The 23,797-nt window shown below is 44.3% G+C and carries 27 protein-coding genes and 1 other annotated feature; of the genes, 14 read left to right on the top strand and 13 right to left on the bottom strand.

Annotated elements, in window-relative coordinates; all coding sequences use genetic code 11:
* Positions 1-210: 210 nt before the first annotated feature.
* Both NLX78_RS15755 and NLX78_RS15750 read right to left on the bottom strand, forming a co-directional pair.
* Positions 211-396, bottom strand: a complete 186-nt coding sequence (locus tag NLX78_RS15755; protein ID WP_254350926.1) for an aspartyl-phosphate phosphatase Spo0E family protein — start codon at positions 394-396, stop codon at positions 211-213.
* A 225-nt stretch (positions 397-621) separates the two neighbouring features.
* A complete protein-coding gene (locus tag NLX78_RS15750) occupies positions 622-2,004 on the bottom strand; it encodes a helix-turn-helix domain-containing protein (protein WP_254350925.1) in 1,383 nt (460 codons plus the stop codon).
* Between the two features lie 180 nt (positions 2,005-2,184).
* Here NLX78_RS15750 and NLX78_RS15745 point away from each other — a divergent pair, with 180 nt between their 5' ends.
* From NLX78_RS15745 to NLX78_RS15725, 5 genes are all read left to right on the top strand, one after another.
* Positions 2,185-2,652: an AbrB/MazE/SpoVT family DNA-binding domain-containing protein gene (locus NLX78_RS15745; RefSeq protein ID WP_254350924.1), complete on the top strand. Its 468-nt coding sequence runs from the start codon at positions 2,185-2,187 to the stop codon at positions 2,650-2,652.
* 158 nt (positions 2,653-2,810) lie between these two features.
* On the top strand, positions 2,811-2,987 hold the full coding sequence (locus NLX78_RS15740; RefSeq protein ID WP_254350923.1) for a DJ-1/PfpI family protein: 177 nt from the start codon (positions 2,811-2,813) through the stop codon (positions 2,985-2,987).
* A gap of 32 nt (positions 2,988-3,019) precedes the next feature.
* Positions 3,020-3,250: a type 1 glutamine amidotransferase family protein gene (locus NLX78_RS15735; protein WP_254350922.1), complete on the top strand. Its 231-nt coding sequence runs from the start codon at positions 3,020-3,022 to the stop codon at positions 3,248-3,250.
* A gap of 485 nt (positions 3,251-3,735) precedes the next feature.
* On the top strand, positions 3,736-4,698 hold the full coding sequence (locus NLX78_RS15730; protein ID WP_254350921.1) for an aldo/keto reductase: 963 nt from the start codon (positions 3,736-3,738) through the stop codon (positions 4,696-4,698).
* Complete coding sequence (locus tag NLX78_RS15725; protein WP_254350920.1) at positions 4,698-5,279, top strand: TetR/AcrR family transcriptional regulator; 582 nt, start codon at positions 4,698-4,700, stop codon at positions 5,277-5,279. The genes NLX78_RS15730 and NLX78_RS15725 overlap by 1 nt, the downstream gene beginning before the upstream one ends.
* A 90-nt stretch (positions 5,280-5,369) precedes the next feature.
* Here NLX78_RS15725 and NLX78_RS15720 read toward each other — a convergent pair whose 3' ends face one another.
* Positions 5,370-5,846 carry a hypothetical protein gene (locus NLX78_RS15720; protein ID WP_254350919.1) on the bottom strand — a complete coding sequence of 159 codons (477 nt, stop codon included), beginning with the start codon at positions 5,844-5,846 and terminating at the stop codon, positions 5,370-5,372.
* A gap of 192 nt (positions 5,847-6,038) precedes the next feature.
* Here NLX78_RS15720 and NLX78_RS15715 point away from each other — a divergent pair, with 192 nt between their 5' ends.
* Together NLX78_RS15715 and NLX78_RS15710 are read left to right on the top strand one after the other, a co-directional pair.
* Entirely contained in the window at positions 6,039-6,974 is a 936-nt protein-coding gene (locus NLX78_RS15715) for a class 1 isoprenoid biosynthesis enzyme (RefSeq protein WP_367988318.1), read from the top strand.
* Positions 6,975-7,049: 75 nt separating this feature from the next.
* Positions 7,050-7,286, top strand: a complete 237-nt coding sequence (locus NLX78_RS15710) for an NHLP leader peptide family RiPP precursor (RefSeq protein WP_013309068.1) — start codon at positions 7,050-7,052, stop codon at positions 7,284-7,286.
* Positions 7,287-7,384: 98 nt separating this feature from the next.
* Here NLX78_RS15710 and NLX78_RS15705 read toward each other — a convergent pair whose 3' ends face one another.
* Both NLX78_RS15705 and NLX78_RS15700 read right to left on the bottom strand, forming a co-directional pair.
* Positions 7,385-9,274 carry a sensor histidine kinase gene (locus tag NLX78_RS15705; protein ID WP_254350917.1) on the bottom strand — a complete coding sequence of 630 codons (1,890 nt, stop codon included), beginning with the start codon at positions 9,272-9,274 and terminating at the stop codon, positions 7,385-7,387.
* Between the two features lie 132 nt (positions 9,275-9,406).
* Positions 9,407-9,694, bottom strand: coding sequence for a hypothetical protein (locus NLX78_RS15700; protein WP_023987328.1), 288 nt, complete (start codon positions 9,692-9,694; stop codon positions 9,407-9,409).
* A gap of 183 nt (positions 9,695-9,877) precedes the next feature.
* Here NLX78_RS15700 and NLX78_RS15695 point away from each other — a divergent pair, with 183 nt between their 5' ends.
* Together NLX78_RS15695 and NLX78_RS15690 are read left to right on the top strand one after the other, a co-directional pair.
* The gene (locus NLX78_RS15695) at positions 9,878-10,138 is read left to right on the top strand and encodes a hypothetical protein (protein ID WP_061831212.1); all 261 of its coding nucleotides are present in this window, start codon (positions 9,878-9,880) and stop codon (positions 10,136-10,138) included.
* Between the two features lie 91 nt (positions 10,139-10,229).
* Complete coding sequence (locus tag NLX78_RS15690; RefSeq protein ID WP_235307519.1) at positions 10,230-10,409, top strand: hypothetical protein; 180 nt, start codon at positions 10,230-10,232, stop codon at positions 10,407-10,409.
* Positions 10,410-10,498: 89 nt separating this feature from the next.
* On the opposite strand, the gene NLX78_RS15685 is transcribed toward NLX78_RS15690, so the two are convergent.
* Genes NLX78_RS15685 through NLX78_RS15675 form a run of 3 tightly spaced genes read right to left on the bottom strand, consistent with a single transcriptional unit; the run spans position 10,499 to position 12,743 of the window.
* Positions 10,499-11,170, bottom strand: coding sequence for a GNAT family N-acetyltransferase (locus NLX78_RS15685; protein ID WP_254350916.1), 672 nt, complete (start codon positions 11,168-11,170; stop codon positions 10,499-10,501).
* Positions 11,171-11,194: 24 nt separating this feature from the next.
* The gene (locus NLX78_RS15680) at positions 11,195-11,866 is read right to left on the bottom strand and encodes a GNAT family N-acetyltransferase (protein ID WP_061831215.1); all 672 of its coding nucleotides are present in this window, start codon (positions 11,864-11,866) and stop codon (positions 11,195-11,197) included.
* 16 nt (positions 11,867-11,882) lie between these two features.
* Positions 11,883-12,743 carry a carbon-nitrogen hydrolase family protein gene (locus NLX78_RS15675; protein WP_061831216.1) on the bottom strand — a complete coding sequence of 287 codons (861 nt, stop codon included), beginning with the start codon at positions 12,741-12,743 and terminating at the stop codon, positions 11,883-11,885.
* 162 nt (positions 12,744-12,905) lie between these two features.
* Positions 12,906-13,177, top strand: a binding site (T-box leader).
* An 88-nt stretch (positions 13,178-13,265) separates the two neighbouring features.
* Between NLX78_RS15675 and NLX78_RS15670 the strand changes: the two genes are divergently transcribed.
* Together NLX78_RS15670 and NLX78_RS15665 are read left to right on the top strand one after the other, a co-directional pair.
* A complete protein-coding gene (locus NLX78_RS15670; protein WP_013309063.1) occupies positions 13,266-14,348 on the top strand; it encodes a bifunctional 3-deoxy-7-phosphoheptulonate synthase/chorismate mutase in 1,083 nt (360 codons plus the stop codon).
* A 236-nt stretch (positions 14,349-14,584) separates the two neighbouring features.
* Entirely contained in the window at positions 14,585-16,207 is a 1,623-nt protein-coding gene (locus NLX78_RS15665; protein ID WP_254350915.1) for a DUF1593 domain-containing protein, read from the top strand.
* A gap of 85 nt (positions 16,208-16,292) precedes the next feature.
* Here the strand turns inward: NLX78_RS15665 and NLX78_RS15660 are convergent, their stop codons facing one another.
* A complete protein-coding gene (locus tag NLX78_RS15660; RefSeq protein WP_165176560.1) occupies positions 16,293-17,153 on the bottom strand; it encodes a TrmB family transcriptional regulator in 861 nt (286 codons plus the stop codon).
* 154 nt (positions 17,154-17,307) lie between these two features.
* Between NLX78_RS15660 and NLX78_RS15655 the strand changes: the two genes are divergently transcribed.
* Complete coding sequence (locus tag NLX78_RS15655) at positions 17,308-18,210, top strand: DMT family transporter (RefSeq protein ID WP_254350914.1); 903 nt, start codon at positions 17,308-17,310, stop codon at positions 18,208-18,210.
* A gap of 115 nt (positions 18,211-18,325) precedes the next feature.
* On the opposite strand, the gene NLX78_RS15650 is transcribed toward NLX78_RS15655, so the two are convergent.
* Positions 18,326-18,505: an aspartyl-phosphate phosphatase Spo0E family protein gene (locus tag NLX78_RS15650; RefSeq protein WP_061831220.1), complete on the bottom strand. Its 180-nt coding sequence runs from the start codon at positions 18,503-18,505 to the stop codon at positions 18,326-18,328.
* 150 nt (positions 18,506-18,655) lie between these two features.
* The gene (locus NLX78_RS15645; protein WP_061831221.1) at positions 18,656-19,888 is read right to left on the bottom strand and encodes an MFS transporter; all 1,233 of its coding nucleotides are present in this window, start codon (positions 19,886-19,888) and stop codon (positions 18,656-18,658) included.
* A 130-nt stretch (positions 19,889-20,018) separates the two neighbouring features.
* On the opposite strand from NLX78_RS15645, the gene NLX78_RS15640 reads away from it, so the two are divergent.
* Positions 20,019-20,276, top strand: coding sequence for a YqkE family protein (locus tag NLX78_RS15640; RefSeq protein ID WP_254350913.1), 258 nt, complete (start codon positions 20,019-20,021; stop codon positions 20,274-20,276).
* Between the two features lie 331 nt (positions 20,277-20,607).
* Entirely contained in the window at positions 20,608-21,285 is a 678-nt protein-coding gene (locus tag NLX78_RS15635) for a peptidylprolyl isomerase (protein ID WP_069291265.1), read from the top strand.
* Between the two features lie 226 nt (positions 21,286-21,511).
* On the opposite strand, the gene NLX78_RS15630 is transcribed toward NLX78_RS15635, so the two are convergent.
* Together NLX78_RS15630 and NLX78_RS15625 are read right to left on the bottom strand one after the other, a co-directional pair.
* Complete coding sequence (locus NLX78_RS15630) at positions 21,512-22,183, bottom strand: MgtC/SapB family protein (protein WP_254350912.1); 672 nt, start codon at positions 22,181-22,183, stop codon at positions 21,512-21,514.
* 118 nt (positions 22,184-22,301) lie between these two features.
* A complete protein-coding gene (locus tag NLX78_RS15625; protein WP_254350990.1) occupies positions 22,302-23,675 on the bottom strand; it encodes an N-acyl-D-glucosamine 2-epimerase in 1,374 nt (457 codons plus the stop codon).
* Positions 23,676-23,797: the final 122 nt, after the last annotated feature.

The raw sequence follows: 23,797 nt of genomic DNA, 5'->3' as shown, positions 1-23,797 counted from the left end.
CAGCATGGGGTTATGATTCCAATGAACTTTGGCGGGGCTCACTTATTGAGCTCTGCTTTTCTGTGCCTTAGTATGCCGTCCCCTCAAAAAGATGATTAACATTTTATGACATGAATATGTATTTTATTTTAAAATAAGTCATTATATAGAATAATAAACGTTACGCGGGAGAAGTCATAGTTTTGCATAACAAAGTAGGGAGAGGATGGACTAAACATAATGAGGTAGCTTCTTGGTCTGAAACATACGGTTGTACTGATTAATCAGTTCATCCAAAAGCATAGACTGCTCAAGTACACAAGCATGTCCGAAACCATACTCTTCGTAAAGATCATGCAAATGTTGTCTGGCGTTTTCCACCTGTTGAATTAACGTAACTGTTTCATACCTGTTCATCCTGCATACCTCCTAATGAATCTCATTTTAAGGAGGGATGTACAAATACGTCATGATCTTTTTTGAACTAAAAAATTACAAAATAATACAAAAAAAAATAGACCAGCGATAAGCTGGCCCATAAAAAAATAAAATTGTTTAAGCTGTACCAACATGTCCTTGAACTTGGATTGTGTTAGAGCTTGGGATTCCAGTTGGAACTGGTAGTGCAAATACAAGTAGAAATTAGTCGCTACAAATTGCAAATCCGTCTTTTCGATCATTTCTTTCCCACATGTTGTACCGAGCTAGTATTTCAGGTTCGGCATATGCTCTAAAACGCTCAAACAAACCAACGCAATTAGCAATAAGAAGTGCATGTTTAAGAGTAACAGCTTTTTCAAAAGCATCTATTAAACATTTGAAACCATATGAATATCTACCTTTATTCAGGTTATACTTGGCTAACTTGTACCAGAATCTTACGTATTCTTCTGGTAAAACCTGTTGTGTATACATGTCAGAAGACAACGGTACCTGATACGCTGCAATTTGGGATTCAAAACGCTTAAGGATATGGTCTACATCTACATTGTACCGATTAGCCACTTCAATGACGTTTATTAATTCGGCAAAAATCTCATTTTCGGCAGCCATATGTTCTACGTAATCGGGGAGAACACTAATATCCCCGGACATAAGCCTGTTGACGTAAGTATTAATTTTCGCCCATTGCTGATATTGTTTCTTCCAATAAAGTGAATCAGGGTCCTTCTCCTTTACCCAACTTAGATCGGCATAACCTCGGATATGTTCTAATGCCTGTTCATGATCTCCTTTTGCATCGCAAGCATTAGCACACAGCAATTCGGAGTAAACTATGTATACAAACAGTGGCCTGCTTAGCTTTTTTCGTGGCTCTAATCCTTTTCGCTTAGAGTTATGAATCAAATTATATTGGATCTTTCCCATTTGACCCATTTGATGTGCAAATTCATACACCTTATCCCACATACTTAAGGATCTGTACACGTTCGCTAAATCTTTTAATGCATCTAATTGCTCTATCTCGTCTAAACGATCAACAAAAGGGGCAAATTCAATGGCAGCTTGAAGATTTATAGCTCTATCTTGTCCAATATTGATTTGGAACAAACGATACTGGCAGATCGCCAATCGCTCTGAATGCTGCTGCTTCTCACTTTCAGCCACTTTTTTGTAAAGGTAAGCCGCTGCTTCATTGTAACCGTCTTTGTATACATTTTCGGCAACTTCAAAGAGCGATGGCGGATAATTAGGGTTATCCAATAACAGAATTACAACTCGCTGCAAGCAGTCCAGTCGTCCTAGCTCAATACATCGGTATAAGAAAGGGCTAATTTTTTTCCAGTTGAGCGGAGATTCTTCAATGCATTCTTCAATATAACGTTCGTAAAAATAATCCGGTGGTAAATTCATTCCCGCAGTAATACTATCCAGTTGGTGAACAGAGATAGATCGGTTACCGGTCACAATGCTACTAACTGTACCTACATTCAAATCAATCGTGTGACCAAACTTGGTCATCGTTAAGCCTTTTCGTTTCAAATAGGTTTGAATTTCTGCCTGTATCGTAGGTGTGATTTCCATGGATAAACCACCCTTTCAGCATTTTCATAAAATTTCAATTTCAATAAACAATATAGTTTGGAAACTAATAGTATAATTATTGATTTTCCTTCACGATAATACCATCTTTTGGAACAAACATAAATGCTTTTACTTTATTGATTTTTATATTTTTATTAGGAGATCTTTGGATGTTGGACAATGGAAGGAGAAGATCACTTGAAAAATACAGGTATGACACGTCCATTGGATACGTTAGGTCGAATTGTTATTCCTAAAGAGATGCGAACCTCTATGGGCATTCAAGCTGGTGAGTCCTTAGAATTTTATTTAGATGTTGAAACAGGTTTATTGAGTATGCGGAAGTATATTGGAGTCTGCTGTCACTTATGCTATTCGATTCAGGATTTAAGCTATTTCAGGGATTCATTTTTATGTAAAAAATGCATAAACGATCTGAAGGGAAATATAGGTGTGAGTCCATTACCTTTTCCTGTCATAAAGAAACCTGCGTACAAAGAAAAAAGTAACCATCGGTCGTCTTCACAACATTTAGTCGAAAATCTAAGAAAACTCATGCGCGAGCATCCAACAGCCAAGCAAGGCGAATATGCTGAATGGCTCGGCGTATCCCAAGGCCGTATTTCCCAGCTTAAAAAGCTATTATAGGTATCGCTCAACTCATATTCTAGCAAAGCTAAATAACCAGTCGCTGGTAGATTTCAAGGCGACTGGTTATTTCAACTTCTAAACCTGAACGAATTACCACTCCTACCCATGACCACAAAAATTAGAGACGCCAAAAGAACAATCAGACAACCTATTTTATGAAAACCAAAGGGGATATTGTTACGATTGGTGTAACCAAAGACCCAGTGATTTCCTATGAGGATTTTAAAGTTACGCCTTCGGTAGCCCTTGATGAAGTGTCCGCGGAGGATATTCAACTCCTAATTATACCTGGTGGAGATAACACTCCATTAAAGACGAACAAGAACTTTTAGCTTTAATCAATACACTGAATAATGATAATAAAGTGATAGCGACCATTTGTTCTGCCACTGAACTTCTGGAGATAGCAGGTGTCTCCTATAAAAATCCTGTGAATCATCCAACGGGTCTGGAGATACACAAGAATATCATTACGGCTAAACCAAATAAGTATGTGGACTTTGCAATTGAAATAGGCAAGGTGGTGGACATTTATACGGATGATGAAGATTTAAAAGAAACCATTGATTTTTTTAAGCTCTTTAAAGATAGTTAAGCTCCAAGCAAACGAACTTTGATTCAAAAAATGATAGATAACATCTTTGCTGGGAAAGATCCGCTCCATGGTCACTTTCCAGAAGACGAAACCAGTCAACAATGGCTTCACTATCACTATCCGCAAAAGAGAATACGATGCTTTCGATACTGGGCATTCAATAGGTCCACACACTGGCTACGATATTAAACAGCATATGGAACAAAGTACCCAGTATTTTTGGAAAGAAAATTATGGTCAAATTTATCCGGGCCTAGCCGAGCTTTTGAAAAATAATTTACAACACTAAAGGGTTTTAATTACAAAAAGACCGGTTTTCACGCCGATATGGGTGTAGTTTTTTGTTATCTCTGGTTCAAAAGCCGCAATGATTTCGGGAACCTTCCTTTTCCATGCGGATAGAATTACAAAATTCAAAAAATGTTATTTGTATTTTGAATTTTGTTATAGTATATTCAATTTATCTTAATAAGGAGGTCTTCTAAATGAAACAAAGACGATTAGGTATAGACGGTCCATTGGTTTCAAGCATGGGTCTAGGCTGTATGGGAATGTCAGGAGGAACATACGGCTCTGCGGATCGCGCAGAAAGTATTAACACGATTCACGCTGCACTAGATGCAGGAGTTACGCTTCTAGATACAGGGGACTTTTATAGTTCGGGACACAATGAACTTTTGGTTGCTGAAGCTTTGAAAGGAAGAAAGCGTGAAGATGCCATCCTCAGTGTGAAATTTGGCATGCTGATCTCACCGGATGGCTCCTATTCGGGAATTGACTGCCGTCCTCAGGCTGTGACAAACTCCCTCTCGTATACTTTGGCACGATTGAATACTGACTATGTGGACATTTATCGTCCTGCCCGGCTGGATCCTACAGTTCCTATCGAAGAAACGATTGGTGCCATTGCTGATATGGTCAAGGCGGGATATGTCAGGCACATCGGTTTGTCAGAAGTTGATGCAGAGATACTCCGGCGAGCTCACGCTGTTCACCCAATCACAGATCTGCAATTCGAGTATTCTCTGATGTCAAGAGATATCGAGAAAGAGATTTTACCAACAGCGAGAGAACTCGGCATTAGCATCACAGCCTATGGAATCCTCTCGCACGGATTACTTAGTGGAACATGGGACAAAGATCGTCGAACTGATGGTTTCGATTTCCGTAAACATTTACCACGGTTTACTGGTGAGAATTTGGATAAAAATTTGGAGCTAGTAGAGGCCTTACGTACCATCGCTGAAGAAAAAAACACAACCATTGCATCACTTGCAACCTCGTGGGTTCTATCTCGTGGGGATGATATTATCCCACTTATTGGTGCTCGCCGTCTAACGCAACTTCAGGATGCTGTCACAGCGCTCGACTTACAACTTACCGCATCTGATTTAGAGAAAATTCAAGAGGCTGTCCCAGCAGATGCTGCCGCTGGTACCCGATATTAATGGTAGATCAGTTTCTAACAAAAGAAGCCATTCTGGACGCGACGGAAGACGTTCTTCGTCGATTTGGGCCAGAGAAGACGAGTGTAGTTGATGTGGCGCGATCATTGAATGTCACACACGCAACCATTTACCGTCATTTTCCAAGTAAAACAGCTCTACGTCTTGCAGTTGTAAAACGATGGTTTCATGTAATCACTGAACCTTTGGACAAAACATTCCAACAAGAATGCTCTGCCAGTGAGCGTTTACTTATATGGATGGATACGTTAATTCGGATCAAACATACCAAAGCCCAACAAGATCCCGAATTGTTTGCAATTTATACTAAAATTGCTGAAGAATCGGATGATATTGCTAACGAATTTGTTAATCATATCATCGGTAACATCACCAAAATTGTAGAAGCAGGGATAAGCAATCACGAGTTTAAAGAAGGATTAGCAGAAGAGGTTGCGCGTGGAATCTATGTGGCAACAGTCCGATTTCATCACCCTCTTCACAGTCGAGAGTGGTTATTACCGACCATTCATCAGGAATTCGAAGTTGTTTGGAATCTCATTATGTCTGGAATTCTGCAATAATTTAAGGATGGGTTTCCCCCATCCTTTTTTTGTTGTCAAACAATTTACTCCTCGACTTATTCATGAGGAAGATATCCACGGTATCCCTGGCTAACGCTTTAATTGAGCTTCATTCGAAGCCCCGGACTTACGATCGAATGTAATCGGGCCTTTACGGTTCACAAGCCGTTTCAGATCCACGGTCATTTCATTCTTCAATTTATCAATGAGCTGGTCTTCTTGGATGCCTTTGCTTTTAGCAACCTCGGCCAATGACTTCCCTTGTCCCAGTTCTTTCTCTAATTGGACAGGAGTGATGCCCAGCAGCTTGGCTACTTTCTCGTTGAGATGGTGATTCAAGCCGCCAGGCCGTTTGCCGTGTCTATGTCTGTGAACATGCCCATGTCCGTGGTCGTCCTGTGGTTCAACATTCCATTGGCGGGCTGCCCCTTGGATAGAACCGTTGGGAGTGAGAGTTTGCAACGAATTACCCGGTTCGGTCCCGGAAGCTCCTGCTGCACCCGCAGTACCATACATCATCACTCCTCCATATAGGATAGCAGCGGCCAATTTCAATTGTTTTTTCATGTTGCAGACCCTTCTTTCATCCTTTTTCATCTATATTTTCTCTTTCTGCTTTTTTTATTCATTCCCTATGTTTTTTCACAACATTCTCAATGTAAAAATAACAAAATCTTGAAAATTGCAATCTGTTGTATAATGGCCGGTAACAACTAGAAATCGCTATAAAAATATTCATAAGAGATGCAGGTGATGGCGATGGAATGGTATTTTGCATACAAAGACGAATTGGAAAAAGTATTTCGTCAAGCGGAGGAACGGACGTCCACGTTTCCAGCTCCCTTTCAGCAAGAGGGTTTAAACTTTCTGGCGCGTTTTAATCCGTTGCGGGAAGACAGCACGCGTAATTACATATGCTATTTGCTTCCATTTTGGCTGCAAGAACTCACCGGACTCCCCCCCGAAACATGCCACAAGCTGTCACTTGGCAACGTGTTTATCATGGCTCACTATTTAATTCAAGATGATGTGATGGACACAGCAGCAGACAACCGTAAAATGCAACTCGCCTTAAGCCAGCTCTTCTATACCGAGTGTATAAGCGTATATCGGGACCTTTTTCCGGCAACCTCTCCTTTTTGGTCATATGCCCGAACGTATGTTGATGAATGGGCCGTTAGTGTGATATCCGAAGGAACAGAGGACTATTTTCAAGGAGAAAGAAATAAGGTCGCGCTGAAAGCAAGTCCATTAAAAATGGCCGGAACGGGTGCTTTACTGCTCGCAGGCCGTGCTGATCTGATCCAGACTATTACAAATATAACGGACTTGGCGCTACTCGTGCTTCAAATGTCGGATGATTGGGCGGATTGGTCAGAAGATTTGGTCGAACATAGCTATAACTGTCTTTTGTCCCATATCAGTGCCGAGCAGAAGACAGCTTACTGTGAAGGATTGGGACCCCAACAGATTCAGGAAGCGATTTATGTACGCGGTGTGCTCGCCAGCTATGTGAGCATTGCCGATCAAGCAGTCCAACAGTTAGAGACCCTGGAGCCTTCTATCCACGGCCTAAGTAGCTTTGCACATTCTATCGCAGCAGAACTGGGCGAAGTGGCGGCGGAAATTGAAGGCGGACGCTCGCATTTGAGAAGAGGCGGACTTGACTACTGGCTCTCCAAAAATATGAAATAATGCTAGATTTTTCTGAGCCTTTCGTGGTATACTGACTAGGTAAATATAACCAATTGAATGAGAGGGTGATTTTTGATGGCTACTGAAGTTCTTCAAACACAAGTCATTCAAAAAGCTTGGGAGGATGCCAGTTTCAGAGAGAAACTGATGACAGATCCCAAATCTGCAATTCGTGATGTGTTAGGAGTCGTGATCCCCGATCATATCCAAATCAAAACGTTAGAGGAAACGCCTGATCAGTTTTTTCTGGTAATTCCTCCAGACCCCTCCGGCGTGCTCGCTGCATCCCAGAAACCTCGCTCGATGTGGTAAATTAGTTGTTCATGCTTATTTAATCTATATTCCTTAATCTCATGTGGGTGGGCTCAGCAAGCTTCCCTCCGTTTTCTCCGAATGCAAAAAGCCGGATATTATCCGGCTACGGGGAAGCGGATGGTCGCTTCTGTTCCCACCCCTTTTGCACTTGTAAAAGTTATTTTGCCATTCATCGTTTCAATAATCCGAAAAGTCACCATCATCCCCAAACCCGTGCCTTTTGTCTTATTCGAGAAATAAGGCTCACCTAGTCTGGATAAAGTCTGAGCATCCATCCCTTCACCATTATCCCGAATATGAATGACAGCTTCTCCGTTGTCCACATAAGCCCATATATGAATATGACCCTGATCTCGCAGCGCTTCAATGCTGTTTTTGATGATATTGATGAACGCCTGCTTGAACTTGGAGGAATTCCCGCGTACTTTGATTTCCTGGGGAATATCCAGTGAAATTTTTCCACCTTGCAAATTAGCCATTGGACTGATGATTCCTTCAATATGTTTGAATTCGTTCAATATGGTCAACGTTTTGGTTTGGTCAAATTCTGGCTTGGCAAAAGTCAGAAAATCAGTAATAATCGCGGAAGCTCGATCCAGCTCCTCCAGAGCGATATGTAGATAGTCTTTATTTTTACCATCCTCCTGCTTGCTCATCAACTGAAGAAATCCACGTGTAACCTGAAGGGGATTACGTACCTCATGAGCTACAGATGCAGCCAGATCGCTAATAATCTCCATTTTCTCCGAACGTTGAAGCTCATTATTGAACATTTCCAGTTCTCTGGAGTACCGAACCACCTGCTTGTGCTTTTCTGCCAGCCTTCTGCCCAATATCGCGATCAACGCCAGTACAAAACCGAACACGCCCCATTTCCACAAAAACATATTGTAGTGTCCGTCCAGAATGAAGAACCAGCTCAGTTCCCCGATAGAGATGACTGCAAAAAATGCAAAGCCTGTCGATAAAATGATCGCTTCGTGATCACCCTTAAGTGCCATGCGAACCGAAGCAAATACCAGCAGTATCAATAAGGCGACGAGTAATATACCCAAGATGACTACACTAAAAAAATAATATATATCGTTCAACCGCTCCTGTGCTCCTAAATTCACAATCATCATGGTAAAGCAGAACAAAGAGTATGCGGTTAACAACTTTCTGAATTTGCGAATCAGTATAATCGAATTGATATTTTGTTCAAAAAAGAAGGCTAATGAAGGCAGCAGAATAAATAGTGCCACATCAAAAAGTTGTAAGTACAGCTTGCCATAGCCGCGATAGAATGTATACAAGAATGGTGAATACGTTACGATCATCAGACCAATAGACAATACTATTGCACTTAGGGACAGCCACATGGCCATACTCGGACGGAACAGGAAAAATGAGCAGATCAGTAGTACCAGGGCGATAAAGATAAACGTACTGCCCAGTACAATATCTAAAACATCCATTCTGACCAAGGTCCCCAACAAATCACGATAATCACCGGTCATCACATTGCCGATAATGCCCAGTCTATTCTTACTGCTTTCCGTCCATATGTATAATGTTTTACCGCTGTCTTCCGGCTTAAGCGGAATCAGAATACGATTATTCTCATAATTGTACCCACGGTAGGATTCGTAAAAATTGGTCCCATCTTTATACAGCGTAATATGCCTGCCATAAATATTTTCAAAAAGCACCGCTGGCGTTTCATCATTTAGCGAAGGTAACTTCATACGAATCCAGGCAGAGCCTATATTACCGGGCTGCCTAAGCAGTTGTGTATCATTTTCAATATGCATCCAGGCCTTGCTGGAATCCTTTACCTCATCTAAAGAGCCATCCTCGTTTACCGCTCCCCATCTCATATCCCAGGAGGGTATCTTATAATCCCTTTCCGGGGTCATTTTGGCCGCATAGGCGGAGTAGCCCAGCGACAACAACAACACAATGACCGCTAGCAGGGTGGCGACAGCTTTGGGCACATGCCTCATATTAAGCACCTCAAAGTTACATAGTAGGATTTACAAGTTTGTATTCGTTTTAACATTTTTTACGTCCTGAAATTATATTATTCTATACGATGATGTGCATACCTTCTTCATTAGTAGGGTATCATGTTCTTTTTACTCATTTTTTGTAAAATCTTCATATTGATTAATGATCATTTCCTGTTCGCGCCGCTCCTTCTGCTCTCTAAGCCCCAACCATGGTTCACAATCTTCATCCTCATAGATCGTCCAAATATCGGAAAATAAATAATCGCGTATTTCTACTATTTTTCCGGCCTGTCCGCCATCTGTCCAGTATAAGCCTTCCGGGCGCCGAATGAGGGTACGGGAAAATCCCGGGGTAGATGCCTTTTGACCTACTCGGATACGACTAATCATCGGACCAAACATGTACCATTCCAATTCATATCCCTCCCTATCCTCTTTATCATATCACAGCAGTTACCAAAAAAACGCTAATTGAGAATGGGCATATCCCTATTCGCATGATTTTAACTTCCTACAGACACACTAACTCAAGGTTTAGCCGTTCTACTGTTTGGGTAAGGTCGGAATAAGCAACAAAAAGCAAAGGAGCTGAGCAACATGGCCAATCGTGATGATCGAGTTAATGAGCTACATGACAATGATTTTGAGCCTTCTCTGCAAAATGCAGAAACCAACTGGGAGAATCTAACCGAGGGCCCAGATACTCCTCTCGAAGACGTCCCAGATGCCGATGAACTGACACCGAACAGTCCTGTTGACCCTTCTGCTCCTGCCGAATTCCTGCATGGTACCGATTTGCTGAATGGTACCGATGGGGACGAAGAAGAGCAACTGGACAGCGACGATATGCTGGATTAAGCACTTCATTTTATCAGGTGAAGGAAAACGGTTACCTATTCTGCTATGCGGGTAATGAAGTGTATAACCGAAAGGAGTTGACTGATCTCCTATGTATAAAGATCCGATGTCTCAAGCCGATATGGAGTATAAGCGCTACAAAGCCTTGAATCCCGTGGAAGAGGATGACCGCAGGTCTGCGGACAAGACAATTACAGATGATATCTCGGCCGAAGATAACCCACGAGGAGTCGCATCTGCGAAGCCCGAACCCAGAGATCAAGGAAAATGAAAGGACAGATAGAGAATGCAAAAAGGGTGCTACCCAAGCCACACAAATGATACACATGGCTTGAGTGCACCCTTTTGAACTTCACATGTTTACAATGGCAGCAATGCTACTGTCGATTTGGCTTCCAATCCATCTATCATTTCGTTCCAGACAGCAGGCTTGTTCGGCAATACTGTATAGTAACGACGTAGGAAAGCTGCCACCAATTTGGCGCTCACTTCTTCCATGCTATCATCCTCAGGCATAAAGCCTAAATTCAGCCCTTCTACTGCTACACCATCGTTATTCCAGGACGGATGTACGTAGTACAGATCCAAACGCTTATAGCCCAGATGAGATAGCACCTCACGTCGCACGTACGGGTCCATTGGCTTGACACCACCAAAGGGATGCTCGTTGCCACGGTAAGGGTCATAGATTTCAGCAAACATACCCAGCAACTGCTGTCCGCTGGCCTGAGCAAGCGCGTGCAAGTCATTCTGGCGTCGTGTCCAAAGAAAACGGCCAATGCCCAGTCCCGATTGTCCGATGATCGTAAAATCTGTCATAGCTACATTAAAGTCCTCATAATAACGATACTCTGTTGCACCAACTACCTTATCATCCTGTACCGCAACAAAGACACGAATACCCGGGTCTTCCAGCGGTTCCTTCCACAGACTGTACTCTAGCACTTCCTCTGGTGGAAATACTCTCTGCATTAGCTGATGCATGCTCGCAAACAAGGGGTCTTCAATATGAGTAATGCGATGATATTCCATAGGATAGGACACGCTCCTCTACAATTAGTGATGGGTATGAAACGGATTTCTCCATTCCATGAGGGCAGCATAATTACGCGATTGTTCATCATCCAAATAATTCGGCAGGATACAAACGGGCACCCGTCCGCAACGAAGCAGAAAAGTTAATACCGGGTCCTTCAGCTCACCAGACACTACGGCATCCACATACGCTTCTGCGCTCAATTGGTCGGCATGATGCTGATAACCAGGCATACGCCCCGCGCCCAGCAAACGATCCAGTCTCCGTTCAATCACAAGATGATATAAGGAAAAAATCAGCCATTTGCCCAGACCCAATCTGCGGTAAGCAGGACGTACCGCCAAATCAATCACATACAGCGCCTTGCCGTCCTCACAGTGCGTACGAATATAACCGTCATCCGCTACTTCATCCCATGTATGCTGGGGATGTTCGGGGTTATAATGCATCAGTAGGCTGGTTACCGAACCCGCCAGTTCCCCCTCAATTTCCACACACAGCGCTCCATCTGCAAAATGCTCTGTCTGGCTGGCAATCTGCTCCCGGCTCCATAACAGCTCCTGCGGATAAGGTGGGGGGAAGCTCTCCTGCTGAATACGCAGCAACCCCTCATAATCGGCTGTAGAATAATTACGAATCACCGCCCGTAGCGGTCGATCGCCGTCAAAGATGAACCATTCTTTGCGATACATGGCTTATTTCCTTTCATTAGCTCCAGTCTGTGTATAAATCTGTTCTACGGTCACGCCAGGTTGTAACCGAGCCCCGCTCGCGCACATCGTACAACAGCTGCAAATCGAGATCTGCTGTCACAATCATATCGTTGTTCAGTTCACCCTCCACCATAATGCCGCGTGGCGGAAAAGGAATGTCATTGGGTGTAATGACTGCGGCTTGTCCATAATTGGCACGCATAAAATCAACCGTAGACAAAGCGCCGACAGTCCCCGTTAAAACGACATACACCTGATTTTCAACCGCTCTGGCGTGGCTTGTATACCGTACCCGGTAAAATCCGTGACGATCGTCCGTACAGGAAGGACAGAAAATAATATCTGCTCCCTTGGTCTTCGCCATGCGAACGATTTCGGGAAATTCAATATCATAGCAGGTCAGCATCGCTATGGTGCCCTTGGACGTCTCAAACACATTCAGCCCCTCACCGGGAGCCATATTCCATTCATGCACCTCTGTCGGTGTAATGTGAATTTTGTCCTGAGTGGCCACACGCCCGTCCGGGTAAAACAAATGTGCCGTATTATATAAACGTTCGTTTCTCCTAACTACATGAGTGCCACCGATAATATGCATCCCGGTTCGACGTGCGAACGAAGTGAATAATTCAAGGTACCGGTCCGTAAAATCCGGCAGGTCGTTGATCGTCAGAGCTTTGCCTTCACTGTCACCAATCGACATAAGCTGGGTCGTAAAAAACTCGGGAAACAGAACAAATTCCGCGCCAAATTCCTCCGCTGTTTTGATATAATGCTCCGATTGCAGGGCAAATTGCTCGAATGAGTCAATCGTATGCAGGTGATATTGAACCGCCGATACTCTGATTTTGCTCATAATTCCTCCTCAGACATCACGTCTTTTAGATTGGCAAGGGGGTCCCGTTGCTGTTCACATTATAACCGATTCAAAACGGTGCGAAAACTGAACCTGATAATCAGGGCTTGCCTTCTGCACCTACTTTGTTTAAAATAAGGTCAAATCTTTTGAATACCATGAACAAAGACATCGACGGAGACAAGTAGACGTTTAACGGATTCCCACAGAAAGGTACGAATTGCTGAGAGCGTACCGCAATCCCGCGTTGAAATTCACTCCCGAGTCGAGCCTTGAACCGACAGAAGGATTCATTCCTTTGTCCGCAGTAGAGGTTTCCGGAAGCCCCCGTTACGGGCATCAAGATCAGAAGTTACTGCCGTCGACTGAACGACGTTGACGATTCGTATGTATACTTCTGTAATTAGGGTGGTACCACGGCATTCGTCCCTTGCGGCGAATGCCTTTTTGTGTTATTTTCTGCAAAAAAAAGTCCATTGGCTAACAGAAAAAACAAATTTAAATTCGGGAAGGGTGTACTGTATGTCTACAAATGAAAATTCTTTGGAGCTGTTGCGGGAACAGCTCGATGCTACAAATTTGCAATTGCTGGAGTTGCTGTCCCAACGCGCTGAACTGGCGGGACAACTTGGAAAATTGAAGGAAGCTCAAGGGGTACCTGACTTTGATCCGGTACGCGAGCAACAAATGCTGGACAAGCTGATCGCGGCTAACCGTGGACCATTTGACGATGCTACGATTCGCCAGCTGTTCAAAAATATTTTCAAGGCTTCTTTGAACTATCAAAAAGAAGAACACAAAAAGCATCTGATCGTCAGCCGCAAAAATCAACCGGATAGCACAGTTATCAAGGTTAAAGATACGTTGGTGGGCGGCAAAGCCTCCATTATGGTCGCAGGTCCCTGCTCGGTGGAAAGCTACCAGCAAACTCGCGAAGTAGGTGCGGCTCTCAAGGAAGCCGGTGTGCCGATTCTACGTGGTGGTGCGTTCAAACCACGTACGTCCCCGTATGATTTCCAAGGACTGGGCGTAGAAGGATTGCAAATTCTTAAACGTGTAGGCGACGAGTTCGGGCTGGCTACAATCAGTGAAATCGTCGATCCAAGACATTTGGAGGAAGCGATCCAATACATCGATATTATCCAAATTGGTGCGCGCAACATGCACAACTTTGAATTGCTCAAAGCTGCGGGTGAAACCAGAACTCCGGTTCTGCTCAAGCGCGGACTGGCTGCCACAATGGAAGAGTTCCTTCATGCTGCTGAATACATCGTTTCCCGTGGTAACACGCAAGTCATGCTGATTGAACGCGGTATTCGTACGTACGAAAAATGGACGCGTAACACGCTGGATATTTCCGCTGTTCCGATTTTGAAAAAGGAAAGCCATCTGCCTGTATTGGTAGACGTGACTCACTCTACAGGACGTAAGGACATCCTGGCCCCTTGCGCCAAAGCTGCCCTAGCTGCTGGAGCTGACGGTATCATGGTGGAAGTTCACCCGAACCCGGCAGTCGCTTTGTCCGATGCTCAGCAACAGCTGAACATTCCTGAGTTCCACAACTTCCTGTCTGAAGTCAAAGAATCCGGTTTATTCAAAGCGTAAAACTAATTTTATGCCGGCATTCATAAACCGCTTTCATTTTCTCAGATAATGATGTAGAATTGGATCAGGATTGTGACTGATCATGCAGGCAAAACCTAAATGTATATATGCTCGACTTTTGTTGAGACATATATATGTTTAGGTTTTTTTTATGCCTAATTCTTGAATAAAAAGAATACCTACATGGTTATAATCCACAAAAAACATCATAGGAACGTTCAGAGAGGGGAACAGAAATGAGAGAAAGAAAAGGGTTAAGCATTTTTCTATTAGCCATGATATGTATTCTGATCATCAGTGGTTGCAGTGGTAAGGCGCCCGCCGTTGTGAAAGATGAAAGCGCTGCTCCAACAGAAAAACAAACGGAAAATAAAGTAGAAAATAAAACTACCAAGGCCAGAACGGTGATCACTACCGATGGAGAAGTAGATGATATGAACTCTGTCATTCGCTTCCTTCTTTACTCCAATGAAATGGATTTGTCCGGGATTGTACTGACTAGCTCTGTATATCATTATGCAGGTGATGAAAAAGCTGGTATCAAGCCATTTAGATGGACCGGAACACAATGGGTAACGGACATGATTGATGCCTACGGAGAGATTTATCCCAACTTAATTAAACATGCCGAGGGATATCCAAAGCCTGAATATATCAAGAGCGTTACCAAAATAGGTAACATTTCAAATAAAGGTGAAATGGACAAAGAAACGGAAGGCTCCAATTTCCTTAAAACGCTTTTCCTGGACGATGACAAAAGAGATTTATACGTACAAACTTGGGGTGGAACCAATACCACGGCCAGAGCTTTAAAGTCCATTGAAGACGAATATAAAAATACAGATCAATGGGAAACGATTCGAAAAAAAGTAAGTGATAAACTCGTACTGTACATCATTCTGGACCAGGACGATAGCTACAATAATTACATCGCTAAAAATTGGCCTGACATCAGAATTATTAATGATCAATCTAACTTCTGGCATTTCGCTTATGCTTGGAAAATGCACACAGAAGAAGTAAACAGCAAGTTGCACGGGGAATGGAATTTCAAAAATATTAAAGAGGGTCATGGCAAGTTGCTCAATATGTATGCCTTGATGGGCGATGGCAATATCATCAAAGGCGAGTTGGATGAAGAACAAAGAGGCAGTGAAGCCTACTTAAAGAAAAATCCACAATACGACAAGTATGACTTTATTTCTGAAGGTGATTCTCCATCCTTCTTCTATTTAATTGATAACGGATTGCGGAGTATGGAAAACCCAACCTATGGTGGCTGGGGAGGTCGTTTCGGTGTCGTTAACGATAAATTGTTTAGAAATACTGTGTTAGATTATGATGTGCATACGAAAAAATTCGAAGCAGAATATTCTCTGATGCGTTGGTTTGATGATATTCAAAATGACTTTGCTGCTCGTGCAGATTGGGCTATTGCATCCGACTACAAAGATGCCAACCATAATCCAACATTGACCATTAAAGAAGGAATAGACCTAACGGCTAGTCCAGGGGAGAAAATAACCCTGCATGCAGAAGGTGCAGATCCAGACGGTGATCAATTGACTTACAAATGGTGGAGATATTTTGAAGCCGACACGTATGAAGATTCCAAAGTAAAACCCGCACAAGTTAAACCTGAATTGCTGGGAGAAATGCAGCTTGGGCTTCACCGAGAAGTAGCTAAAGGCGAGAAAGTAAACACAATTGACTTGCAAGGAAGTGACACAAATACAGCAAGTTTCACAGTTCCAGCAGATGCTAAGTCTGGAAATACGCTTCATATCATTGCAGAGGTACAGGACAATGGTAAACATCCTTTAAAGCATTATCAACGTGTGATTATAACCGTAAAATAATAGAACACAACATCAATAAAATTAGGCTCATGGAATAACACTCCATGGGCCTGTTTATTTTTGCACATCGAACCTCGGACAATCTCTATACACGTTTAATGCTTTTTTCAGTCAAAGGAATATAATATCCTTTGCCATTCGGGCCCATAGCAAATTTATTGCGAAGATGAATTAGATTAGGGCCGAATTTCTCCTCTAATTGTTCGCGGAACTCATATAGGATTTCCATGATATAAATATCATGAATAATCACTTCAGTAATCGGCATCACCAGCCCCGGATGCAACGTCCATGCAGCGCGGCTGTCATCACCAAGTGAAAGTATGCCAGCTACGACCTCCCGGTCGTCTATGCTAAGTACAATCCACCGACCACCAATTTCAGACGTAATCTCCTCACTCATATCATGGCGGTAAACAGTAGCGAAATCAAAGTTAAGCTCCCCATACGCTACAATGATCACTTCAATTCCTTGCTGAGCGACTTGCTCTAAGGCATCTCGGAACACCTCGGCATCCTCTTTCCAAATTTCTAATAAAATTCGGTGTTTTGCTCCCTTTACCCCTTCATTTATGCGATTGATAATGGCTTCATACCCCGAAATATTCCAAATATTCTCTCTATTTTGAAATGATGCTGTGTACTGCTCCAAACTCTCTTGCGCCACATTGAAAATCTGCTCTGCTTTGCGTTTTCTCTGGGCAATCAATTCATGTGGCGGAAGCGGCACATACAGAGGCGTATTTTCTTGACTGACCATGATATCCCCACGGTTAACCATTCCAGACAAAACCTCGTAAATTTTGGATCTCGGTACCCCGGAATTCAATGAAACGGCGTATCCCGAAAGTGGAGAGCTTTCCAATAAGGTCACATAAGCCTTGGCTTCATATTCACTAAAATTCAAATCTCGTAGAATTTCTAATATATTTGGTTTTGGTTTCATGACGTCTTCTCCTCAATTCGTGTTCATCCTTACTATATCACTTCCCCTTGACAAAAACTGATATACACACTATCTTTTTAGTAACGTTTTTATAGTAGTCACTTTAGTAGCAACTATTATATTTCACAGGGAATTACCTCAGGGAGGATTTAACTTGAACAAAGTCATAGCTCATCACAGCGAAAGCAACCGCATTTACTACGGTTCTACGATTCTAGCCCTATTGATCTGGAGTACATCGTTTATTGCCACCAAAGCAGCCTACACGACGTTTCCCCCTCTTACCTTGGGTCTATCCAGATTTATTATAGCTTCCGTTGTGCTAGGTATCGTTTTGCTGATTAAAAAAGAACATGTCAAAGTAAAGCCAAAAGATTTGGCTACGATTTCGTTTAGTGGTGTTTTGGGGATCACTCTCTACTTTTCAATGGAGAATATAGGGGTTAGCCTGACTACCGCTTCCAACGCAGCATTAATTGTTGCATCATATCCCGCAATTACGTCGCTGCTTGAACTTATTTTGTATAAAGTGAAAATATCCAAATATAAAATTTGCGGCATAGCACTGGCCATGATCGGGGTATATTTCTTGACTTCAGTTGGCGAAAGTTCGGATAGTAAGAATCAACTAATCGGAAATTTAATATTAATCGGGACGGGTTTTGCGTGGGCGTTTTACACTTTCATGACGCGCAAGGTTGTGGACAAATATCCGCCTTTGACGTTATCTTTTTATCAAACCGTTGCAGGGAGTATCTTTTTCATACCGTTGGCTCTATTAGAAAAGGATCGTTGGCAGGTTCCGACAACCGGATCGTTTATGTTGTTAGTATATCTGGGTGTATTCTGCTCCGTTATCGCATTTTTGCTCTACAATTACGGATTAATCAAGCTGTCACCGAGTAGTTCCGTTTCTCTGATGAATTTGGTTCCGATATTTGGAGTCTTATTTTCTGTGTTGCTTTTGCAAGAAACGATTACATGGCGCCAAATCATTGGCGGTTTGGTCGTTATTATCGGTGTTTTACTGAGTGCACATCAAACAAATCGTACCTAAAATGAAAGATTGCACACTAGTTATAAAAGTTAAGACAAGCATCGTTGTTATAAGTTCAGCGCTACAATATAAGGGCGAGTGACCTCACCAAAAGTTTCTCGCCCATCGGTTCCATTTATGCAGTTGGCTTTTTTTCTTTTATATAAAAAAGGTGGTTATATTGATTGATGAGGTTATCCATAATTACAGACTGTCTGAGCACACTGGCATGATTAAAACCATGTTTTGCTTGCAAAATATACAGCTTTTGACGAGCTTTCTCAAGCTGTTGACACAAAATGTCGTCTCTTATCATAATATATCCCTCCTTGTCATATTATCAGTGTAGAGGGTTATGAATAAGTATACTAAAAGTAAAGGTTTGGGATAATTATCTAATAACACAAAAAAAGACCTGCTCTATGAGCTCTAAGGTTGTCCTCTTCCACAATCCTGTGTGATTCGCTTATCCGGCAGAATGAATATCCTGATCCGTGACGTTCTTCTTGGCTGAAACCGGGAACACGTTTTTCCCCTTCACCCCTAGCAACAACGCTGCAAGCAGCAGTATGCCACCGTTTAACACAAAGATCCAGCGGATCGGCATCCAGCTGCCAAGCATGCCGCCAATCAACGGCCCTGCCATTGTCGCGAGTTGAGTGGCTGATTGGCTCAAGCTAAAGGCTCGTCCGCGAAACTCCGGCTTGGTGACCTCCACAGTCATCGCGTTGATAGCAGGCATGACGGACGCATAAAACAATCCATATCCAAACCGAAGTGCACCAAAACCAACAAAGTTGGTTATAAAAAATTGTAAGATATTCCCGATTCCCGAACCGATCAGCCCAATCAGCAGCACGTGTGCAAATCCGGTCCGTCCTCCAATCCGTCCCCATCGGGGAGCCATCAGCACCGCCGCGATGCCTACGGCTGAGAATACAATCCCGGAACTTAAAGACGCCTGGCTACGGTCAACTCCCATTTCAAGCACATATACCGTAATTAACGGTTCCAAGATCATGACGGAAAAGGTACTTAATCCCGCCAAAATAAGCAAAAAGCACAAAGGCCGATTAGCAATAGCCTCCTTGATATCATCACGAACATGCGAGCGGGTACTGGTTCCCTTGAAGCTGTCCTCTCTAGCGCCAAAAGTCGCGATTAACGCAGATACCAGTACAAGAGCCGCAGAGAAAAAAAAGGCATTCCGATTGCCATAATAATGGCTCACCACACCGCCAATTAACGGACCTATAATGCTGCCTGTCGCCCCAGCGGTCGCCATAATACCGAGTGCATAGCCGGTTTTCTCCTCAGGCGAACCTGTTCCGACCAGCGCAATCGCAGCAGGAATAAACCCGGATAGTAGGCCTTGAAACAACCGTACTCCTACGAACACATATGGATCTGTCACCAAAGCACATATCAGGTACAACACCGCCAGGCTAAAGCCTGAACGAATCAGCATCGGCTTACGTCCATACTTATCCGCAAGCGAACCCCAAAATGGGGCAATCAGCGCGCTGGCTAAAAAAGTGACTCCAAAGGCAATACCCGACCACAGTTCCAGATGATCATTTACACCCATTTCCGTATTCAGAAATATAGGTAAAAACGGAATAGACACGGAATAGGCCATGCTGCAAAACAATACTCCAATCCACAAAATGACCAGATTTCGCTTCCAATATAGATGCATGATGCCACACGTCCCTTCTGCTCATTCCATTATTACCCTCTAAATTAGAAAAGTCTACCGTCCCCTCATCCTTCAATCGTGGAACAACCGTGAAGAAGCTGATATAATCGAATGGAATGGAGTTGATGACATGGCTAAGAAGAGAAATTCGTCTTCCCCTGCTCCTGCGGCTCAGGACAAACCTACTACGTTAAAGGATTTGTTGAGTCAGGATGTGCTGAATAAACTTAAGGCTCAAGCCAATGAAGCCCAAGCAGAACAGGACAAGCGTAAAGAAGACGAACGGCAGCGTGCCGTCGAAGCAAAAAAAGCTGAACAGAAGAAGCTGGATAACAACTTTGAGCATCTGCTGAATAACAGCAATTTGGACTGGCACAAATACAAATAAACCAAAACCATAACGGTTTTGGCCTATCTTTACGCTTTATGTTATAGCCAGTCACGAATATGTTGTACTGAGTACAGCACCCCTACCCAAACCGGCAGACTGAACGCCATACCCCATATGAGACCTTTTGCCAGCTTTTTGTCTACCTCCATCATGATCCTGCCCCTTTCCTTGGGAATAGCAGCAGTATGGGTCAAGAATACGGCTTTCAAACCCGTATTTCCTTATCCCCAGCAAAAAAGGTATGATAGAAAATGGAAAAGTGTTCTGCGCTGCCCCCAAACTTTAAAATTAGGATGTTACACCATCCAACCTTTCAGGAGGAATATCAATGAACCGAAAAACGATACGCCCATGGTACACGCTGTGCCTACTGGCCATCATGCTCGTGCTGGTTGCTGGATGCGGTACAAAAGCGGCCGATGTGGAAGCTGCCAGCCGGACAAGCACTACAACTCCTGCTGCGACTAAAGACAAGAACAAGGCTGTTTCCCATCCGATTGTCACGATTGTCATGAATGATGGCAAGAAAATTAAGCTTGAGCTGTATCCGGAAGTAGCACCGAACACGGTTAACAATTTCATTTCTTTGGTGCAAAAGGGAGCCTATAACGGTACCATTTTCCACCGTGTTATCCCAGGCTTTATGATTCAGGGTGGTGATCCGCAAGGTAACGGTACAGGTGGCCCCGGCTACAGTATCAAAGGCGAATTCAAGAGCAATGGTGTTAACAATACACTCAAACATACACGTGGCGTATTATCCATGGCCCGTTCAGCGGATCTGGATTCGGCCGGATCGCAATTTTTCATCATGGTTGCCGATGCGGACTACCTCGACGGTCAATATGCCGCTTTCGGTAAAGTAACGTCCGGGTTGGATGTGGTCGATGCTATCGTCAATTCCAAACGGGATAGCAATGACAAACCGATCCAACCGGCTACGATGAAAAAAGTCACTGTGGATACGCTGGGTAAAAAATATCCAGCTCCAGTCAAAGTAAAGTAAGACATTCAAATCAGTCTTTCAAATCGGGATAACAGCAACGACCTTGTGCATACGCATGAGGTCGTTTTTGCTTATCCCTTGATGCTCTCTAAGCTGCTGCCTCTATGATGTAGTAAGAGTATATACACAAAAGGAAGCGTTTTCAATCATTATTTCTAAAGTTTTTTTTCGTTATAAAAGCCGTCAGCGTTCGACAAAAAAGCTACTGTATGAGCAGTAAATTCGTCTAATTGGACTTGGTCTCGACTGAACGAATACCTTCCATCTCTTGAAGCAGTGACAGCAGTTCCTCCACTCCCTCTGACCGGGACAGCTTTAAAAGCATATGAATAACCAACTGCTCACCGTTATTGATGCGCTCGACGTGAAAGCTGTGAATCGTCAGCTTCTTGTGCTTCAGCAGTTCTTTGATCCGATTCAGTACGCCCGGCTCATTGTTGACCTGAACAACTACTTGTTGCGTGGACGGGGTAGCCATCTGATAAAAACGACTATGGAGCAAGGACTGAGCCGCTAAAATAAACAACGTTACACCTGCACCAAGCCCATACATCCCTGCACCTACGGCAATACCGATTCCGGCGGTAGTCCAGATGCCTGCGGCAGTGGTCAGTCCTTTAATTCTATTTTTTTGTGTAAAAATCATCCCTGCGCCGATAAAGCCCACTCCACTTATAACCTGTGCTGCTATTCTGGAAGGGTCCAGCGACAGGTTAGACCAGACGGCTTGATCCTGAAAACCATATTTGGATACCACCATCATGAGCGCTGCGCCAATACCAACAATGAAATGCGTGCGAATGCCCGCCTCCTTCATCCGACTTTTACGCTCATAGCCGATTAACGCGCCGCATAATCCTGCAAACATGACCCGAATCAGGTAATCCCAATCCCACATACTTTTTTCACTCCACTATAGTTTATGTTTTGAAAGATGTTGCCTCAAAGTATACAATTTAAAAATACTACGGCAAATGAGCCATTTATACAGCTGTTATTTTGTTATTACCCAAATTTCAAGGAACCCTCACTTCATCCTCTGGCAGATTGCGATGTGCCTTCCTTCCCTTGAGCAGCCATAGCTCCGGTGTATCCTGCACACCATCAAGGCGCAAGCTGAACGCCCCCGCTGGTAAATTGCGTACACGCAGCAATAGACGGTTTCCGTCTGCTACGGCATCCACAAGCTCCAGCAACGTTAGTGAATCGTTCCTTAGGTGGCGGCTCAGGTCGCATGTTGTACCTGCTCTGTCCTCCCGGCTCCAAATACGCAGCTCATCTACAGACGGCGTGGCAATTCGCTTGCTGAAAGAAATAACCACCTCATCTTCGGCTGAACGTTCCGCCCTTAGCGGTTTGGGCGGCTCATCGTACATGTAACCACCCAAATGGTATTCATAGGCGGTCCAGGCGTCGTAGCCGCCCTCCAGGGCGGTAGCCCCGAACCGCCGCGTCCACTCGCGGTCTCGAACCATCCGCGCGAGCGAACCGATATCCGCCTGCACCCCGAGGGGCAGGCCCGGATAAGCGGCGCGAATCGACTGCGCGATGCGGGCATAGCCGCGAATATACTGTGGCGGCAGACGGCGGCGCATCCAGTCCGGCCAATGGGTCTGGAGTACGTGCATATCCGGGGCGACGCACCCGATCATGGCTACCGCGTCCAGACCCTGCCATTCCCGCAGCTGGCCGGGAACATCGCCGCGCCCGCTCACAGCAAGCGACCATGTCGCCACGCAGATGTCCGGCCGGACATCGCGCACACCGCCTGCGCCGTTCACCAGCTCGCTGATCAGGCCGTTCACGGCGTCCACGCGCAGGTCGACCCACTGCGCGTACAGGTTCGGAACCTTCCGGTAGTAATTCCGCGCATGCTTGTCGCGGAAATCCGGAATGTTCTCACCACTGCGCTCGCGAAAGGTACGCTGTGCATGCGGCCCAATATCCCCGTACACTCCACTGCGCAGCCCGTTCCATTCGGGGAAATAAGGCTCCGCCACCTCGAACCCGTCGAACGGAATGTCGGTGACGAGCCGGGCAGCGGCGTTCTTTTTCCATTCCACATACTCCTGGGCAAAATGCGAAAGCCGCTGAAATCCGTCGTTCGGTTCGCGCAGCAGCTCCATACGCCATTCTTTCCACTCCGGCGGTAGCTGGGACACGCCAAAAGAGCCGTTGCCTAGCACCATTGCCCACACCGCTATGCCTCTGCGTTGAAAAGCAGCAACAAGCGCTCCATCCACTTCATTTTCACGCACGACAAAATAATGAACGGTCTGGTAGCCCGCAAGGGCGATCTCATCTGCTATACTGTCCCGCGAACGGTTGGCGTAATAGGGAAACAACGGATCGATTTGAATACTGGGGCCGCTCAGTGCCCACGGTTTCATTTTTCCGGTCAGTGCTATAGCGTCTGTCGATTCGGGTCGGTCATTTGCGTTATAGCTCAATTCGATCCACCTCCGTCACTCGGTCTTCTCCATACTTGTTCCTGCTATATATTTTTGCTACA

The organism is Paenibacillus sp. Lou8.1, assembly GCF_024213565.1.
Lineage (GTDB): Bacteria > Bacillota > Bacilli > Paenibacillales > Paenibacillaceae > Paenibacillus > Paenibacillus polymyxa_B.
Note: the sequence above shows the minus strand (reverse complement) of the source record. Positions and strands in the feature narration are given on the sequence as shown.